15 protein-coding genes are annotated in these 17,405 nt (G+C 65.1%); 9 read left to right on the forward strand and 6 right to left on the reverse strand.

What is annotated here, in order from left to right:
* Window positions 1-3 precede the first annotated feature (3 nt).
* A complete protein-coding gene (gene ccsB / locus MHZ91_RS26155) occupies window positions 4-1,350 on the forward strand; it encodes a c-type cytochrome biogenesis protein CcsB (protein WP_175136918.1) in 1,347 nt (448 codons plus the stop codon).
* A gap of 72 nt (window positions 1,351-1,422) precedes the next feature.
* Here the strand turns inward: ccsB and lysA are convergent, their stop codons facing one another.
* Window positions 1,423-2,715 carry a diaminopimelate decarboxylase gene (lysA, locus tag MHZ91_RS26160; RefSeq protein ID WP_239216357.1) on the reverse strand — a complete coding sequence of 431 codons (1,293 nt, stop codon included), beginning with the start codon at window positions 2,713-2,715 and terminating at the stop codon, window positions 1,423-1,425.
* On the reverse strand, window positions 2,712-2,879 hold the full coding sequence (locus MHZ91_RS26165) for a lipoprotein (RefSeq protein ID WP_239216358.1): 168 nt from the start codon (window positions 2,877-2,879) through the stop codon (window positions 2,712-2,714). The genes lysA and MHZ91_RS26165 overlap by 4 nt, the downstream gene beginning before the upstream one ends.
* A gap of 55 nt (window positions 2,880-2,934) precedes the next feature.
* Between MHZ91_RS26165 and cyaY the strand changes: the two genes are divergently transcribed.
* The gene (gene cyaY / locus MHZ91_RS26170; protein WP_175124771.1) at window positions 2,935-3,264 is read left to right on the forward strand and encodes an iron donor protein CyaY; all 330 of its coding nucleotides are present in this window, start codon (window positions 2,935-2,937) and stop codon (window positions 3,262-3,264) included.
* A gap of 34 nt (window positions 3,265-3,298) precedes the next feature.
* On the opposite strand, the gene MHZ91_RS26175 is transcribed toward cyaY, so the two are convergent.
* Window positions 3,299-5,746, reverse strand: coding sequence for a penicillin-binding protein 1A (locus tag MHZ91_RS26175; protein WP_175124770.1), 2,448 nt, complete (start codon window positions 5,744-5,746; stop codon window positions 3,299-3,301).
* A 113-nt stretch (window positions 5,747-5,859) separates the two neighbouring features.
* On the opposite strand from MHZ91_RS26175, the gene MHZ91_RS26180 reads away from it, so the two are divergent.
* Genes MHZ91_RS26180 through MHZ91_RS26190 form a run of 3 tightly spaced genes read left to right on the forward strand, consistent with a single transcriptional unit; the run spans window position 5,860 to window position 8,726 of the window.
* Complete coding sequence (locus MHZ91_RS26180) at window positions 5,860-6,501, forward strand: shikimate kinase (RefSeq protein WP_175124769.1); 642 nt, start codon at window positions 5,860-5,862, stop codon at window positions 6,499-6,501.
* Window positions 6,498-7,574, forward strand: coding sequence for a 3-dehydroquinate synthase (aroB, locus tag MHZ91_RS26185; protein ID WP_175124768.1), 1,077 nt, complete (start codon window positions 6,498-6,500; stop codon window positions 7,572-7,574). The genes MHZ91_RS26180 and aroB overlap by 4 nt, the downstream gene beginning before the upstream one ends.
* Before the next feature lie 24 nt (window positions 7,575-7,598).
* Window positions 7,599-8,726, forward strand: a complete 1,128-nt coding sequence (locus MHZ91_RS26190; RefSeq protein ID WP_239216359.1) for a deoxyguanosinetriphosphate triphosphohydrolase — start codon at window positions 7,599-7,601, stop codon at window positions 8,724-8,726.
* Window positions 8,727-8,757: 31 nt separating this feature from the next.
* Here MHZ91_RS26190 and MHZ91_RS26195 read toward each other — a convergent pair whose 3' ends face one another.
* Both MHZ91_RS26195 and uvrA read right to left on the reverse strand, forming a co-directional pair.
* Window positions 8,758-9,420, reverse strand: a complete 663-nt coding sequence (locus MHZ91_RS26195; protein WP_239216361.1) for a glutathione S-transferase family protein — start codon at window positions 9,418-9,420, stop codon at window positions 8,758-8,760.
* Between the two features lie 32 nt (window positions 9,421-9,452).
* Window positions 9,453-12,308 carry an excinuclease ABC subunit UvrA gene (gene uvrA, locus MHZ91_RS26200; protein WP_239216363.1) on the reverse strand — a complete coding sequence of 952 codons (2,856 nt, stop codon included), beginning with the start codon at window positions 12,306-12,308 and terminating at the stop codon, window positions 9,453-9,455.
* A gap of 240 nt (window positions 12,309-12,548) precedes the next feature.
* On the opposite strand from uvrA, the gene MHZ91_RS26205 reads away from it, so the two are divergent.
* Together MHZ91_RS26205 and ssb are read left to right on the forward strand one after the other, a co-directional pair.
* Window positions 12,549-13,733, forward strand: a complete 1,185-nt coding sequence (locus MHZ91_RS26205) for an MFS transporter (RefSeq protein WP_218342508.1) — start codon at window positions 12,549-12,551, stop codon at window positions 13,731-13,733.
* A 295-nt stretch (window positions 13,734-14,028) separates the two neighbouring features.
* Window positions 14,029-14,544 (forward strand): single-stranded DNA-binding protein, encoded by a 516-nt coding sequence (gene ssb, locus MHZ91_RS26210; RefSeq protein ID WP_175124763.1) that lies wholly within the window; start codon window positions 14,029-14,031, stop codon window positions 14,542-14,544.
* 100 nt (window positions 14,545-14,644) lie between these two features.
* Here ssb and MHZ91_RS26215 read toward each other — a convergent pair whose 3' ends face one another.
* On the reverse strand, window positions 14,645-15,574 hold the full coding sequence (locus MHZ91_RS26215; RefSeq protein WP_239216365.1) for a LysR substrate-binding domain-containing protein: 930 nt from the start codon (window positions 15,572-15,574) through the stop codon (window positions 14,645-14,647).
* Between the two features lie 95 nt (window positions 15,575-15,669).
* Between MHZ91_RS26215 and MHZ91_RS26220 the strand changes: the two genes are divergently transcribed.
* Window positions 15,670-16,836 carry a mandelate racemase/muconate lactonizing enzyme family protein gene (locus tag MHZ91_RS26220; protein ID WP_239216367.1) on the forward strand — a complete coding sequence of 389 codons (1,167 nt, stop codon included), beginning with the start codon at window positions 15,670-15,672 and terminating at the stop codon, window positions 16,834-16,836.
* A 302-nt stretch (window positions 16,837-17,138) separates the two neighbouring features.
* Window positions 17,139-17,405: DUF4148 domain-containing protein (locus tag MHZ91_RS26225; protein WP_239216369.1), on the forward strand; the 267-nt coding region annotated here is incomplete at its 3' end.

The raw sequence follows: 17,405 nt of genomic DNA on the forward strand, positions 1-17,405 counted from the left end.
TTTATGTCCACGACGACCACCACGCAACCCCCGTCGCCTGAAACGCTCTGGCAGGACGCCTTATCCGAAACCGGCGACAGCCGCGCGCAACGCGGCAAGCCCGACTGGACCGACATCGTCTTCTTTTTGCTGCTGGCAGCGGGCGCGGGATTCGCGCTGACCCGCTACGGGCACGCGATGGACTACTACGAGAAGATCATCCTGTGCGGCACGGTGCCCGCGGTGGCCTGGCTGGGCTGGCTGTGGCGGCCGCTGCGCCGGCTGATGATCGCCTGTGCGATCTCGTCGGGCCTGGCGCTGATGCTCTATGGCACCGACCTTGCCCGCGCCGAGCAGGTGTTCTTCCTGAAGTTTCTGTTTTCTTCGCAGTCCGCCATTCTTTGGATGAGCGCGCTGTTTGCGCTGTCGATGGTGTGCTACTGGATCGGCCTTTTCAGCCCGACGGCCGCCTGGCTGGGCACGGCGCTGAATTGGGGCGCGGTGTTTGCTGGCGTCACGGGTCTGCTCGTGCGCTGGCGCGAGGGCCATCTGATGGGTCCGGACCTGGGTCATATCCCGGTCAGCAACCTGTATGAAGTCTTCGTGCTGTTTTGCCTCATCACGGCGCTGTTCTATCTGTACTACGAACGCAAGTACGCCACGCGCGCGCTGGGCGGCTTCGTGATGCTGGTGGTCACCTCGGCCGTCGTGTTCCTGCTCTGGTATTCGTTCACGCGCGACGCGGGACAGATCCAGCCGCTGGTGCCCGCGCTAAAAAGCTGGTGGATGAAACTGCACGTGCCCGCCAATTTCATCGGCTACGGCACGTTCTCGCTGGCGGCGATGGTGGGCTTTGCGTACCTGGTCAAGCAGCACGGTCAGACCACGTCGTGGGCCAAGCTGGCGCCGCTGTTCATCCTGGGCGTGTTGCTGTGTGCCGAGCCGATGGTGTTCCGCACTGATGGCTTGTCGGCCACCTGGATGCTGTACTTCGGCGTGGGCGCGGTGATCGTGGGCGCCATTCTTCTGGGCCGCCGCCGCATCGCGGAGGCGCTACCCTCGCTGGAAGTGCTGGACGACATCATGTATCGCGCCATCGCGATCGGGTTCGCCTTCTTCACGGTGGCCACCATTTTGGGGGCGCTGTGGGCGGCCGACGCGTGGGGCGCGTACTGGCAGTGGGACCCGAAGGAAACCTGGGCGCTGATCGTCTGGCTGAATTACGCGGCCTGGCTGCACATGCGGCTTATCAAGGGCCTGCGTGGCGCGATGGCTGCCTACTGGGCGCTGATAGGCCTGTTGATCACGGGGTTTGCGTTCCTGGGCGTGAACATGTTCCTGTCGGGCCTGCACTCGTACGGCCAGCTTTAACGCCGCGAACATCCTGGCAGACGAACGAAGGCCCCTGGATGCAGGGGCCTTTGTCTTTTGCGCGACGCCGGTTCAGGGTAGCAGCGATTCGCCGCGAAGCTGGTCCGCCAAGGTTTCGCGCTGACGCACGACATAGTATTTGTCGCCATCAACCATGACCTCGGCCGGGCGCCCGCGCGAGTTGTAGTTGCTGGCCATGGTCATGCCGTAGGCGCCGGCCGATTCCACCGCCAGCACGTCGCCCTGGCGGATGGTCAGCAGGCGCTGTTTGGCGAGCCAGTCGGCGCTTTCGCACACGGGGCCGACGAGGTCGTATTCGGCGGGGTCGCCGGCGCGCGGATGCAGCGGCTGCACGCCATGGAACGCGTCATAGAGCGCCGGGCGCAGCAGGTCGTTCATGGCTGCGTCGACGATGGCGAAATTGCGGGCTTCGGCATGCTTGATGTACTGGACGGTGGTGAGCAGCACGCCGGCGTTGCCGACGAGCGAGCGTCCCGGTTCCAGCACCAGTTGCAGATGACCTTGGCCGCGCGCGTTCATCCGTTCAAAAACGCGGTCGAGCAGGGCGCGGGGCGAAGGCGGCGTCTCGTCCAGGTAGCGGATGCCCAGTCCACCGCCCAGGTCCAGGTGTTCGATAGGGATGCCCGCCTGTTGCAGGCTTTCGATCAGGTCCAGCAGCTTTTCGAGGGCATCGAAGTAGGGACTGATGTCGGTGAGCTGCGAGCCGATGTGGCAGTCCACGCCGACGATCTGAAGACCAGGCAGCGACTGCGCAGTGCGGTAGGCCTCGAGCGCGTCGCCGATGGCGATGCCGAATTTGTTTTCCTTCAGGCCGGTCGAGATGTACGGGTGCGTGCGGGCGTCGACGTCCGGGTTCACGCGCAGCGACACGGGGGCGCGCAGGCCCATGTGTGCCGCGACGTCGGACAGGCGGTGCAGTTCGTCGACCGATTCGACGTTGAAGCACTTTACGCCAGCGCGCAGCGCATCGCGCATTTCCCAGGCCTGCTTGCCCACGCCTGAGAACACGATGCGGGAAGCATCGGCGCCGGCGGTAAGCGCGCGATGCAGTTCGCCGCCGGACACGATGTCAAAGCCGGCGCCCAACCGCGCAAATTCGCCGAGCACGGCCAGATTGGAGTTGGCCTTCATGCCATAGCAGACGAGCACCGGACGCGGTCCGATGGCGCTGCAATAGGATTGCCACGCGGCTTTCAGCGCCGCGCGGGAGTAGACGTAAAGGGGTGTTCCCAACCGTTCGGCCAGATGGTCAAGCGGCACATCTTCGGCGTACAACACATTATTGCGGTACTGGAAGTAGGGATGGCCGGCCAGGTCTGGCGGAGTGGGGAACGGTGGCGTCATGGGAGGGTCGGGGCCGGAGGGATCTGCACCGGCGGCGCGGTCTGCTGCGTGCTGGCCGGCGCCTTGCTGCCTTCAGGGGGCGGCGGCATGGAGAGCGGCCCCTTGTACCCGCAGGCCGCCACGATGCCGGTCGCCATGAGCGTGGCTACAATGCGAAGAGCCATGCGGCTGTATGCCAATTGGAACACTGGGAACTCCGTAATTCTTGCAGGCTCGATTATGACCGAAACCGAATTTCTTGCGTTGATCGACCAGGTGCTGGACAGCATCGAAAGCCAGGCCGATGACTGGGCGGCTTCGCTCGACGTCGATGTCGAAACCAGCCGCAGCGGCAATGTGCTGACCATGGTTTTCGAGGACAACACCCACGTCGTGGTGAACAGCCAGGCCGCCATGCAGGAGCTGTGGGTCGCCGCGCGCAGCGGCGGCTTCCACTACCGCTTTGATGGCCAGCACTGGAACGATACCCGGGGAGGACCGCAGCTGCCGGACGCCCTGTCTCAGATCTGCTCCGCTGCCGCCGGCGTCCCCGTGACGATACGGCTGTAAAAAAAGGCCGGCCCACTGGGCCGGCCTTTTTGCATCAGAAGGGAATCTTCTGCGACCAGGGCGTGGTGGTTTGCGTCCCCACGCCCGGCGCGACCTTGATCCGGGTGTCCTCGCTGGAGCTGCTGCTCAGGCCATTCAGGAATTCACCCAGCGTGTCGGCTTCGGGCAGTCCGAGGCGCGCCACGGCTTGTCCCGGCGGAAACTCCGAGAAGTAGAACTCGCCATTTTCGACGAGCAGACCGTCCGGACGCGGACGCTGCTTTTCTTCCGGCACGCCCTTCAGCACGCTCTGCATGTAGTCCACCCAGATCGGCATGGCGACGCCACCGCCGGTTTCGCGCGAACCCAGCGACTTGGGCTGGTCAAAGCCCAGCCAGGCGGTTGCCGCCAGCGTCGGCGTGTAGCCCGAGAACCAGGCGTCCACGGATTCGTTGGTCGTGCCCGTCTTGCCGGCGATGTCGCCGCGCTTGAGGAGCGCCCGGGCGCGCGCCGCGGTGCCGTACGTGGTGACGCCGCGCAGGATGTCGTCCATGACCCAGGCGGTGCGCGGGTCGATGGCGCGGGCTGCCGCGTCGCCGGCCACAACCGGCTTGGATTGCATGATGACCTTGCCGCTGCTGTCGGTGACGCGGTCGATGAGATAAGGCGTGACGCGGTAGCCGCCGTTGGCGAACACCGAGAAGGCGCCGGCCAGTTGCAGCGGCGTGACCGAACCTGCGCCCAGCGCCAGCGGCAGCACGGCGGGCTGCCGCGCCTTGTCAAAGCCGAAGCGGGTCAGGTAATCCTGCGCGTACTGCGGGCCGATGGCCTGCAGGATGCGGATCGACACCATGTTCTTGGACTTGTACAGGCCTTGGCGCAGCGTCAGCATGGGCTCGTACTGGTTGCCGTAGTTCTTGGGATTCCAGGCCTTCGAGCCGGTTTGCGCGGCGGTCAGTTCAAACGGCTGGTCCGAGATCTGCGTGCCCGGCGTCAGGCCGCGTTCCAGCGAGGCGGCGTAGATGAAGGGCTTGATGTTCGAGCCCGGCTGGCGCCATGCCTGTGTCACGCGGTTGAAGTTGCCGCGGTAGAAATCGAAGCCGCCGACCATGGCACGGATGGCGCCGTCCTGCGGCGACAGCGCGACGAACGCTGCCTGCACCGACGGCAGGTTGATGATTTCCCAGTTGTCGCCGAACTTGCGGATGTAGACCACGGAGCCGCGCTTGATGCGCTGTTCCGGCTTGGCCTTGTCGTTCAGCGCGCGGGCCACGACACCGAGCACCTTCTTGTCCGTCACGGTGATGACTTCGCGCGAGCTGCGCGCCAGCTTCACTTCGGTGGGGCTGGCCGACAGCACGACCGCGGTCAGCAGGTCGCCGCTGTCGGGGAACTTGTCGAACACGCCATCCAGGAACTCGTCCAGCGCGGCGGGGTTGTTCTCGGTGCCGGCGGGCAGGTCCAGCTGTTCTTCCGGGCCGGGGTAGGGCGCGCGGCGCGTGTATTCCAGCACGCCTTCGCGCACGGCGCGGTAGGCGGCTTCCTGGTCCTTGGACTGCACGGTCGTGTAGATGTTGATGCCGCGCGAATAGACGTTGTCCTGGTACACGTTGTAGAGGAGCTGGCGCGCCAGCTCGGCCACGTATTCGCCATGGATGGAATAGCCGCCGGCCGGGGTGCCTTCGGCGGACTTCATGACGATGGGCTGCGCCATCGCCTGCTTGTATTCGGGTTCCGTCAGGTAGCCCAGCGAGTGCATGCGGCCCAGCACGTAGCGCTGGCGGAGTTCGGCGCGGGGGCGGTTGGCAATGGGGTTGAAGCGCGAGGGGGCCTTGGGGATGCCGGCCAGCATGGCGGCTTCGGCCGGCGTGATTTCGGACAGCGGCTTGCCGAAATACGTACGCGACGCGGCCGCAAATCCGTAAGCGCGATGACCCAGGTAGATCTGGTTCATGTAGAGCTCGAGGATCTGGTCCTTGGTGAGCTCGGATTCAATCTTGAAGGTCAGCAGCAGTTCGTAGAACTTGCGTGAATAGGTCTTTTCGGACGACAGGTAGAAGTTGCGCGCGACCTGCATCGTGATCGTGCTGGCGCCCTGCGTCTTGGACATGTTGATCAGGTTGGTCAGGCCGGCCCGCACCACGCCCATCCAGTCGATCCCGCCGTGCTGGTAGAAGCGGTCGTCCTCGGCCGCCAGGACCGCCGATTTCATGACGTCCGGGATTTCGTTGAAGCGCAGCACGTTGCGGCGTTCTTCGCCGAACTCGCCGATGAGGACGCGGTCTGCGGTGTACACGCGCAGCGGCACCCGCGGACGGTAGTCCGTCATGGCGTTCAGGTCGGGCAGGTTGGGCCACGCGAGCGCCAGCGCCATGCCCGCGAGCAGGACGCCGCACAGGAACAGGCCGGCGAAAAGGATGCCGGTTTTAACGAAGAACCGCAGTATCGGGGAGCCGCTGCTGGCGGGCTTGTCTTTCTTGGAGGAATTCTGGGGCTTGCTCATCGCGGCGATTTTACGGGTATCTCCGGTCCCGCCTCATCGTGGCGGATCGGTTTCTGTAACAAAATAGGTCAGTGTGGTGCGCGGGCAACTGCGGCAAATGTGATAATGCCGCCATGAACTTTGCCGCTAACTCATGTCCGGAGGCAGCCCCGGACCCGGCGCGCGCCGACGCTGCGCCTGAAAGCCAGCCCTGCGCCGTCGAGTGCACGGGCAAGACCGCGTCGTTGCCGCACGACCTGCCGGTATTTTTGGTCGGAATGATGGGCGCGGGCAAGACAACCATAGGCCGTAGCCTGGCGCGCGCGCTGGGGCGCGACTTTATGGATCTGGATCATGAGCTCGAGGCGCGTTGCGGCGTGCGGGTGCCGGTAATCTTCGAAATCGAGGGCGAAGCCGGTTTTCGTCGCCGAGAGTCCGCCGCCTTGGAAGAGTGTACCCAACGGCGCAACATAATTCTTGCAACGGGCGGCGGCGCCATCCTGGACGCCGGGAACCGGCAGCTTCTGCACGAGCGCGGCATCGTCGTCTATCTGCGCGCCAGCGTGGACGAATTGTTCCGCCGGACCTGCCGCGACCGCAACCGGCCCCTCCTGGCCACCGCCGACCCGCGCGGCACCCTTCGCGACCTGATGACCCGGCGCGAGCCCCTATACAAGGAAGTCGCCGACCTGGTGGTGGAAACGGGGTCAATGCCCATCCACACCCTGGTCAAGGCGCTGCTGCCGCAATTACAAGCATTCGAGAAGCGCATATGAACGTTGTTGACGTTGAAACTCCGGGCGGAAGCTATCCGATCCACATCGGACCGGGCCGTCTGGACTCCCTGGATCAATGCATTCCCGCGGACGCCACCGCAATTGCGGTGGTGACCAATCCGACCGTGGCGGCCCTGTATGCCGAACGCGCGGAAGCCGCGCTGGCGCGCACGGGCAAGCGGGTGCTGCGCATCGAACTCCCCGACGGCGAGGCCTATAAGGACTGGCAGTCGCTCAACCTGATCTTCGACGCGCTGCTGGGCAATCGACTGGACCGGCGCTGCGTCCTGGTGGCGCTGGGCGGCGGCGTCATCGGCGACATGACCGGTTTTGCCGCGGCCGTGTACATGCGCGGCGTGCGTTTCCTGCAGGTGCCCACCACGCTGCTGGCGCAGGTCGACTCCTCGGTGGGCGGCAAGACGGCCGTGAACCACCCGCTGGGCAAGAACATGATCGGCGCCTTCTACCAGCCGATCGCGGTCGAGATCGATACCGACGTGCTGGGCACCCTGCCGGCGCGCGAGGTCTCGGCAGGCTTGGCCGAGGTCATCAAGTACGGCCTCATCCTGGATCCGGAATTCTGGCGCTGGTGCGAGGACAATGCGCAAAAACTGCGCGCCCTGGACCCCGAGGCCGTCACGTATGCCATCCGCCGCTCGTGCGAGCTGAAGGCGCAGGTGGTGGGCAAGGACGAGCGGGAATCCGGGCTGCGCGCCATCCTGAACCTGGGACATACATTCGGCCATGCCATCGAATCGGGCCTGGGCTACGGCGCCTGGCTGCACGGCGAGGCCGTGGGCTGCGGCATGGTGCAAGCCGCTGAGCTGTCGGCCGATGTGGCCGGCTTTGATCCCGCCGACGTCGAACGCGTTCGCGCGCTGGTCCAGGCCATCGGCTGCCCGACCGTCGCGCCGGACCTGGGCGCCGACCGTTGGTTGGACCTGATGCAGGTGGACAAGAAGACCGAAGGCGGCTCGATCCGCTACGTGCTCATGACACGCATCGGTGAGGCCCTGATGCGGCCGGCCCCCGACGACGCGGTGCGCGCCGTGCTGGCACGAACCACCCAGTAAACGTAGTGAAGGACGGTGTTGCAGATGAATGAACTGGCTTCCTATGCTTCTCACCCGTCCCGATCGCGCGGCCGGGCGCATGCCGAGCCGCCACCCGAGAACCGCACGGAATTCCAGCGCGACCGGGATCGCATCGTCCATTCCAGCGCCTTCCGGCGGCTGGAATACAAGACGCAGGTCTTCGTCAATCACGAGGGTGATCTATTCCGCACTCGCCTCACGCACAGCCTGGAAGTGGCGCAGATCGCGCGCACGCTGGCGCGCAGCATGGGGCTGTCCGAAGACCTGACCGAAGCCATTTCGCTGGCGCACGACCTGGGGCACACGCCGTTCGGCCATGCCGGCCAGGACGAGCTGAACGCCTGCATGCGCGAACTGGCGCCGGAGGCGGGCGGCTTTGAACACAACCTGCAAAGCCTGCGGGTGGTGGATGAGCTTGAAGAGCGCTATGCCGACTTCAATGGCTTGAACCTGTGTTTCGAGACGCGCGAGGGCATTCTCAAGCATTGTTCGGTGGCCCACGCACGGGTGCTGGGAGATGTCGGCGAACGGTTTCTGAACCGCACGCAGCCGTCGCTGGAGGCGCAGCTTGCCAACCTGGCTGACGAGATCGCTTATAACAACCACGACGTGGACGACGGCCTGCGGTCCGGGCTCATCACGCTGGATCAGCTGAAGGAAGTGTCGATCTTCGAGCGCCACCATGCTTACGTGATGGACCGCTATCCCGGTCTGGCGCCGCGGCGCGCAGTTGCTGAAACGATACGCCGCATGATCAATACGCTGATCGTCGACCTGACCCACACGTCGCTGGCGTGCATCCGCGACGCGGCGCCGGCCAGCGCGGACGACGTGCGCCGCTCGCCGCCGCTGGCGGGGTTTTCCGACGAGATCCGCCGCGAAGCCGACACGCTGAAGAAATTCCTGTTCGACAACCTGTACCGCCACTATCGCGTGCTGCGCATGACGCGCAAGGCGCGGCGCATCGTGCGCGAGCTTTTTGCGGTGTTCCTGGATGATCCGCGTCTGCTGCCGCCCGATTACCGCCGCGCGCAGTTCAACGAACAGGCGCGCGCCATCTCGGACTATATCGCCGGCATGACCGACCGCTACGCCATCCGCGAACACAAGCGGCTGTTCGACATGGCGTAGCAAGCCGCCCGTGCCCTCGGGCGGATAGTCTTCAGCGCTGTTTGCGGTAGGGCTCGTCGGCCTCGACGAAGGTCGCTTCGGCCAGCGCGTCCCGCGTCCATTCCCGCATAGCCGGCAGCGCCAGGACAGCGTCCATGTACTCGCGCACCGGACCTTCCGCGGCGATGTTGTAGGTCTTGAAACGCGAGACCACCGGCGCAAAGAAGGCGTCGGCAATGGAAAGCCGCCCAAAAAGAAACGGGCCGCCCTGGCCGAACTGCACACGCGTTTCCTGCCAGATGGCCTGCACGCGCGCGACGTCCGCGAGCGCCGCGTCGGGGAAGTCGATGCCCGGCAAATCGGCTTCGACATTCATCGGCATGGCTTGGCGCAGCGCGCCGAAACCGCTGTGCATCTGCGCGGCCAGCGAACGCGCGCGGGCACGGGCCTTGGCATCTTTCGGCCACAAGGCGGCCTCCGGATGACGCTCGGCGGCGTACTCGCAGATGGCCAGCGAATCCCACACGGCGAAATCGCCGTCCAGCAGCACGGGCACCAGGCCGGCGGGCGACACCGCCGCGACACGCTTGGAAAATTCCTCGGTGAACAGGCCGACCTTCTGCTCCGTGAACGCGATGCCCGCGGCGCGCAGCGCGATCCACGGACGCATGGACCAGGACGAGTAGTTCTTGTTGCCGATGATCAGGGTGTACATGCTGGCTTTCCCATTGGATGGAGTGGGGGTGTTCAGTCGCCCGGCTTGCGGCGCAAAAGCTTGCCCAGATACTGGCCGGTATGGCTGGCCTGCGTTGCTGCCACGATTTCCGGCGTGCCTTGCGCCACGACCCTGCCGCCGCCGTCGCCGCCTTCAGGACCCATGTCGATAAGCCAGTCGGCCGTCTTGATGACGTCCAGGTTGTGCTCGATGATGAGCACTGTGTTGCCGGCGTCCACCAACTGATTGAGCACTTGCAGCAGCAGTTCGATGTCGCGGAAATGCAGGCCGGTGGTCGGCTCGTCCAGGATGTACAGCGTGCGCCCGGTGCTGCGGCGCGACAGCTCCTGCGAAAGCTTCACGCGCTGCGCCTCGCCGCCGGACAGCGTGGTCGCGCTTTGCCCCAGGCGGATGTACGACAGACCCACGTCGATCAGCGTATGCAGCTTGCGCGAGATGGCGGGCACCGATTCGAAATATTCGAGCGCCTGCTCCACCGTCAGGTCCAGCACTTCGCTGATGTTGCGGCCGCGGTAGCGGATCTCGAGCGTCTCGCGGTTGTAGCGCTTGCCGTGACAGACGTCGCAGGGCACGTACATGTCGGGCAGAAAGTGCATCTCGACCTTGACCACGCCGTCGCCCTGGCAGGCTTCGCAGCGGCCGCCCTTCACGTTGAAACTGAACCGCCCCGGGTCATAGCCGCGCGTGCGCGCTTCCGGCACGCCGGCGAAGAGTTCGCGGATCGGCGTGAACAGTCCCGTGTACGTGGCGGGATTGCTGCGCGGCGTGCGCCCGATGGGGCTTTGATCCACGCTGATGATCTTGTCGAAGTTCTCCAGCCCCTGCATCGACACGTAGGGGGCGGGCTCGCTCTGCGCGTGATGCAACTGGCGCGACACAGCCACCGCCAGCGTGTCGTTGATGAGCGTGGACTTGCCCGAACCGGACACGCCGGTCACGCAGACGAGGCGGCCGGCGGGCACGTGCAGGTCGACGTTCTTGAGGTTGTTGCCGGTGGCGCCGGTGAGCGTCAGCCACGGCAGTTCGTCGTCGACAGGGCGGCGCTTCGGGATGGCGATGGCGCGCGCGCCGCTCAGGTATTGGCCGGTCAGCGAATTGGGATCGCGCTGCACGGTCTCGGGATCGCCTTGAGCGACGACTTCGCCGCCGTGCTCGCCCGCGCCCGGTCCCATGTCCACGACCCAGTCGGCCATGCGGATCATGTCCTCGTCATGCTCGACCACAATGACGCTGTTGCCGAGATCGCGCAGGTGCTGCAGCGTGCCGATCAGGCGGTCGTTGTCGCGCTGGTGCAGGCCGATGGAGGGCTCGTCCAGCACGTACATCACGCCCGTCAGGCCCGAGCCGATCTGGCTGGCCAGCCGGATGCGCTGTGCCTCGCCGCCGGAGATCGTGTCCGCGCTGCGGTCCAGTGACAGGTAGTTCAGGCCGACGTTGTTCAGGAAGCTCAGCCGGGCCTCGATCTCGCGCACGATGCGCTGCGCGATCTCCTGCTTGGCGCCCGTCAGGTTCAGGTTGCGGAACCAGTCCAGGCAGCTGGACAGCGGCATGGCCTCGACTTCGTAGATGGCCTGGCCGTGGCGTTCGCCGCCGCGCGGGTCATGGCCGATCAGCACATTGCGCGCTTCGGGGCGCAGGCGCGAGCCGGCGCAGTCAGGGCAGGTCTTGATGTTGCGGTATTTGCCCAGTTCTTCGCGCACCGTCGCCGAGTCCGTTTCGCGCCAGCGGCGCTCCAGATTCGGGATGACGCCCTCGAAGGTGTGGCGCTTGACGGTGCTGCGGCCTTTTTCGTTCAAGTACAGGAACGAGATCTCTTCTTCGCCGGATCCGTACAGGACCTTGTCGCGCAACGCTTCGGGCAGGTCTTCAAAAGGCGCTTCGATGTCGAATTCGTAATGCGCGGCCAGGCTGGTCAGCAGCGAGTGCGTGAAGGCATTGCGGCGATCCCAGCCGCGGATCGCGCCGGCGGCCAGGCTGAGTTCCGGAAAGGCGACGACCCGCTTGGGATCGAAGAAGCCGACCTGTCCGATGCCGTCGCAACTGGGGCAGGCGCCCATCGGATTGTTGAAGCTGAACAGGCGCGGTTCGAGTTCGGGCAGGCTGTGGCTGCACACCGGGCACGCGTAGCGGCTGGAGAAGACCTGTTCGCGCTCGCTGTCCATGTCCAGCGCCAGGGCACGGCCTTCGGCGAGCTGCAGCGCCGTCTCGAAGCTTTCGGCCAGGCGCTGCTTGCTTTCGGGCTTGATGCGCAGGCGGTCGATGACGACGTCGATATCGTGCTTCTCGGTCTTCTTCAGCGGCGCCATGCCGTCGATTTCCACCAACTGGCCATCGACGCGCAGACGAACGTAGCCCTGCGCCTGCAGGCTGGCGCATTCGTCCTCGAAGCTGCCTTTCTTGCCGCGCGCAATGGGCGCCAGCACCGCCAGCCGCGTCTCGGGCGTCCAACCCAGCACCGCGTCCACCATCTGGCTGACGCTCTGGGCCTGCAGCGGCAGGCCGTGGTCGGGGCAGTAGGGCGTGCCGACCCGCGCGTAGAGCAGGCGCAGGTAGTCGTGGATTTCGGTGATGGTGCCGACCGTGGAGCGCGGGTTGTGTCCCGCGGCCTTCTGTTCGATCGAGATGGCCGGAGACAGGCCCTCGATGAGATCCACATCCGGCTTGTCCATCAGTTGCAGGAACTGGCGGGCGTAGGCCGAAAGGCTTTCCACGTAGCGCCGCTGGCCTTCCGCGTACAGCGTGTCGAATGCCAGCGAGGATTTGCCGGACCCGGACAGGCCAGTGACGACCACCAGCTTGTGGCGCGGCAGGTCCAGCGAGACGTTCTTGAGATTGTGGGTGCGAGCACCCCGGATGCGTATGGTCACGTCGGTATGGGTAACGTCCAGTTGCGTCGTCGATGACGCCTTTGATCCCGCGCACCCTTTGGGCGCATTTAAGCGATTTCAAAGGCCAACTTGGTACTATAGCGCGCCGAATCCTCTCGCGTTCAAGGCCGTTCATCCGGTTGGACTGGCCCGAGGCCGGCGCCGCACCGCAAGCATCAGACCGTGAGCGTATGACATGAGAAGCATGCGCGCCGCCCTAGTCATCGTTGAAATTTCCGCATGCCGGCAGATAAAAAACTGAAATTGACTCCCTCCGAGCGCCGCGCCAGCGTGGCCCTGGCCGGCCTGTTCGCCGCGCGGATGCTGGGGCTGTTCCTGTTGCTGCCGGTTTTTGCCGTTGCCGCAAGCGGCATGCCGGGCGGCGACGATCCTGCCCGCGTGGGGCTGGCGCTGGGCATGTACGGCCTGACCCAGGCGTTCATGCAGATTCCCTTCGGTCTGGCGTCCGATCGCTGGGGGCGCCGTCCGGTGGTGATCTTCGGGTTGTTGCTGTTTATCGCCGGCAGCATCGTCTGTGCGCAGGCGACGGACGTCTTCTGGATCACCATAGGCCGCGCCATCCAGGGCGCCGGCGCCATTTCCGCCGCGGTCACCGCCTGGCTGGCCGACGCCACCCGCGACGAGGTGCGCACGCGCGCGATGGCGATGGTGGGCGCATCGATCGGATTGTCGTTCGCCGTGTCCCTGGTGCTGTCGCCGGTGCTGGTGGGCTGGTGGGGGCTGTCGGGCCTGTTCTGGACCATCGCCTGCCTGGGCGTCGTCTGCCTGGCCGTGGCGCGCTTCGTGGTGCCCGTGGTGCCTCGCACGCAGGCCCGAACGATGCAGGCGGCCAAGCCGCGCGAGGTCCTGACCCATCGCGACCTGTTGCGGCTGAATTTTGGCGTCTTTGTCCTGCATCTGATCCAGGTGTCGCTGTTTGTCGTGGTGCCGGCGCTGCTGGCCAAGGTCGGCGGACTGGACGCGCGTGACCTGTGGAAGGTCTACCTGCCGGTCATCCTGGTGTCGTTCGTGCTGATGGTGCCGGTGGTCTTCGTGGCCGAAAAGCGCAGGGCGCACCGCGGCGCGCTGCGCGCGTCGGTGGCCGGCCTGGTGCTCGTGTGCGCGCTGCTGCCGGCCGCCAGCCAGGGCTTTTACACGCTGGCCATCGCGCTGACCGGATTCTTCGTTGCCTTCAATGTGCTGGAGGCGCTGCAACCGTCGCTGGTCTCGCGCGTGGCGCCGCAGGCCTACAAGGGATTGGCGCTGGGCTTCTACAACACCGCGCAGGCCGCGGGCCTGTTCGCCGGGGGCGCGCTGGGCGGCTGGCTGGCGGGGCATTCGGGCGCCAGCGCCGTGTTCATCGGCGCGGCAATCCTGTCGGCCGTGTGGCTGGCGGTCACCTGGGCGCTGCGGCCCCTGGCCTGACCGTTGCGGGCTTTCCCGCAGCCTTCGGAAAGTCGCGGATCTGGCCCCGAACGGCGTCCAACAGCGCCGAAATGGTTTGCCTGCGGTGATCGATTTGTCACCGATCCCGTTTGGCGCGGCGGGCGCTTTCGTCGATAATACGCATCAACACAGGCTTCACCTGGGCATCGCCGGTCATCGCTTCGATGACCGGCGAGTTTCATGAAGCCGGTCTTCAACATCGCTTTTTTATGTTGTTGCCGGCGCGCTCGCGGCAACGCTAGTCGCAGGCTGTCAACAACAGAGGGACATCGGCATGGCATCGGTTAACAAAGTCATACTCGTGGGCAATCTGGGTCGCGACCCGGAAGTCCGCTACAGCCCCGACGGGGCGGCAATCTGCAACATGTCGATCGCCACGACCTCGTCCTGGAAGGACAAGGCCAGCGGCGAAAAGCGCGAAGAAACGGAATGGCACCGCGTCGTCATGTACAACCGCCTGGCTGAAATTGCCGGCGAATACCTGAAGAAGGGCCGCTCGGTCTACATCGAAGGCCGCCTGAAGACACGCAAGTGGCAAGACAAGGACACCGGCGCCGACCGCTACAGCACCGAAGTCGTCGCTGACCAGATGCAAATGCTGGGCGGCCGCGAAGACGGCGGCGGCGGTGGTGGCGGCAACTACGGTGGCGGCGGCTACGACGACGCGCCGCGCCAGCAGCGCGCTGCTCCGGCCCAACGCCCGGCGCCTCAGCAGCGCCCGGCTCCCGCAGCGGCCCCGGCCAGCAGCGGCGCCAACCTGGCGGATATGGACGACGATATTCCGTTCTAAGCGTCGCCTCGCGTTACGTATGTTCAAGACCCCGGCTTTCAATGGAAGGCCGGGGTTTTGCTTTTGGGGAACAAGGGGCGACGCAGCCGCGTCTCAAGGGCTAGGGACGGTCCGCGCCAGCGATTTCCTTTGCAGGACCTGGCTGAAATGCCTCAACCAGAAAATCGATAAACGCCCGCGCGCGGGCCGTCTGGTTGCGGCGCTGCGGGTAGTAAACGAACAGGTCCGCCGACGGCAGCGTGAAGTCGGGCAGCACCACCCGCAGCCTGCCGCTTTCCAGATACTTGGCCAGATCCCATTCCGACCGGATGAGGATGCCGTGGCCGTCCAGGGCCCAGCCCAGGACGATGTCGCCATCGTTGCTGGATAGTCCGCCTTCCACCTTCACCATTTCGACGCGGCCTTTGTGCGTGAACCGCCAGACGCCGTGCGCCTCGTCGTTTTGCCGGTGCAGAATGCACTGGTGATGCGCCAGGTCGGCCAGGGTTGCCGGCGTGCCGTGCGCCTTCAGGTAGCGGGGCGACGCGCACAGAAAGCGGCGGTTGGTCATGATGCGGCGGGCGGCGAGGCGTTTGTCGGGCAGTTCGCCGAAGCGGATGGCCAGATCGAATGCGCCTTCCACCAGGTCGACGGGCCGGTCCGTGACCTCCAGTTCAACCTGCACCTGCGGATAGCGCTTCGCAAAGTCGGAGACCAGCGGCGCGATGGTCGTGCGGCCGAACCCCAGCGTGGCGTTGACGCGGATCAGGCCGCGCGGCTGGGCGCTGCTGCTGGACACGACGTCCTCCATCTCGCGCAGGTCCGCCAGGATCCGGGTCGCATAGGCAAGGTAAGTCTCGCCTTCGTTGGTCAGGCTGATGCTGCGCGTGGTGCGGTTGACCAGCCGCACGCCAAGGCGCTTTTCCATCAGGGCCAGTCGCTTGGTGGCCGCCGGTGGCGTCAGATCCAGTTGCCGCGCCGCCGCGGACAGGCTGCCCAGCCGGGCGATCAGCACGAAGAACTGCAGCTCGGAGGCGAGGTCGGCTTTCACTGAAAGTAAATAATCAAATGAACTTGGGTGAATTCTAGAGCAGGGATGCGCCACTAATCTATCGATTCCCGATGCGACCCAACCGGAGACAAGCCATGAGAATCGTCGACATCCGCGAGCAGACCCTGCCCATCAGCTCGCCCATCCGCAACGCATACATCGACTTCAGCAAGATGACGCTGAGCCTGGTCGCCGTGATCACCGACGTGATCCGCGACGGTAAGCCGGTGGTCGGGTACGGCTTCAATTCGAATGGCCGCTATGGACAGGGCAAGCTCATGCGCGAGCGATTCATCCCGCGCGTGCTGGAAGCAGACCCGGACACGCTGGTGGACGCCACGGGGCGCAACCTGGATCCGCACAAGGTCTGGGACGCGATGTTCAAGAACGAGAAGCCCGGCGGTCACGGTGAGCGGTCGGTGGCGATCGGCACCATCGACATGGCCGTGTGGGATGCGGTCGCAAAAATCGAAGGCAAGCCGCTTTTCCAGTTGCTGGCCGAACGCTACGGCACTGGCCAGCCGGACCGGCGGGTGTTTGTGTACGCGGCCGGCGGCTACTACCACCCAGGGCAGGACCACGCCGCGCTCAAGGACGAAATGCGCAGGTATCTCGATCGCGGCTATACGGTCGTGAAAAAGAAGATCGGCGGCGCGTCGCTGGACGAGGACCTTCGCCGGATCGACTCGGTGCTGAGCGTGCTGCAGGACGGCCAGAAGCTGGCTGTGGATGCGAACGGGCGGTTCGACCTGGACACGGCGATTGCCTACGCCAAGGCGCTGTCGCAGTACGACCTGTTCTGGTACGAGGAGCCGGGCGATCCGCTCGACTTCGAGCTGCAGGCGACGCTGCGTAATTACTACGACAAGCCCATGGCCACGGGCGAAAACCTGTTCTCGATGCAGGATGCGCGCAACCTGATCCGCTATGGCGGCATGCGCGCCGACCGCGATTATCTGCAGTTCGATTGCGCGCTCAGCTATGGGCTGGTGGAGTACCTGCGCACGCTCGCGATGCTGCGTCAGCACGGCTGGTCCGCGAGCCGCTGCGTGCCGCATGGCGGGCATCAGATGTCGCTGAACATCGCGGCGGGTCTGGGTCTGGGCGGTAATGAGAGCTACCCGGATCTGTTCCAGCCCTTTGGCGGCTTTCCGGACGGGGTGAAGGTGGAGGCCGGCTACGTCACGATGCCGGATCTGCCGGGCATCGGCTTTGAGGGCAAGTCCGATCTGTACGCCGTGATGCAGGCGCTGTCGGCCTGATTGCCGGCGACGGCGGTCCCGTTGGCCGCGCCAGCGGTAACCGCCGCACTGCACTGATTCAGGCCGTCACGCCGCATCCGATGTGGTTGGCCTGCGTCGCGACATAAATTGTTTCACTTTACCGGCTTGCGTCGTCTATTTAGTAGTAGGTAAGATTCATCCCATCGACGCAGCGCAAACAACAAACCGCCCGGCGCCGAAATCAGAAATACAGTAGGATCGCTTTTTTATTTCTCTCGACATCTACCTACAAGTAGATAGCTAACTGAAACGCATACTGCATCTAAAACTGGAGATTGACCATGAAGACCCTCGTATCCGCCCTGATCCTTTCCGCTTCCTTCATCGGCGCTGCCCAAGCTGGCGAACTGGACTATCCGCCTGAACTGAACACCCAAAGCACGGTGACCCGCGCTCAAGTGCAGCAAGAACTGGCCGCCGCCCGCACCAACGGTGAACTGGCATTCGGTGAAGAAGGCTACGCCGCTGCCCCGATCGCTTTCACCAGCGACAAGACCCGCGCTCAGGTCAAGCAAGAACTGGCTGCTGCCCGCGCTCAAGGTCTGACC

The organism is Achromobacter sp. ACRQX (assembly GCF_022346505.1).
GTDB classification, from domain to species: Bacteria; Pseudomonadota; Gammaproteobacteria; order Burkholderiales; family Burkholderiaceae_B; genus Achromobacter; species Achromobacter animicus.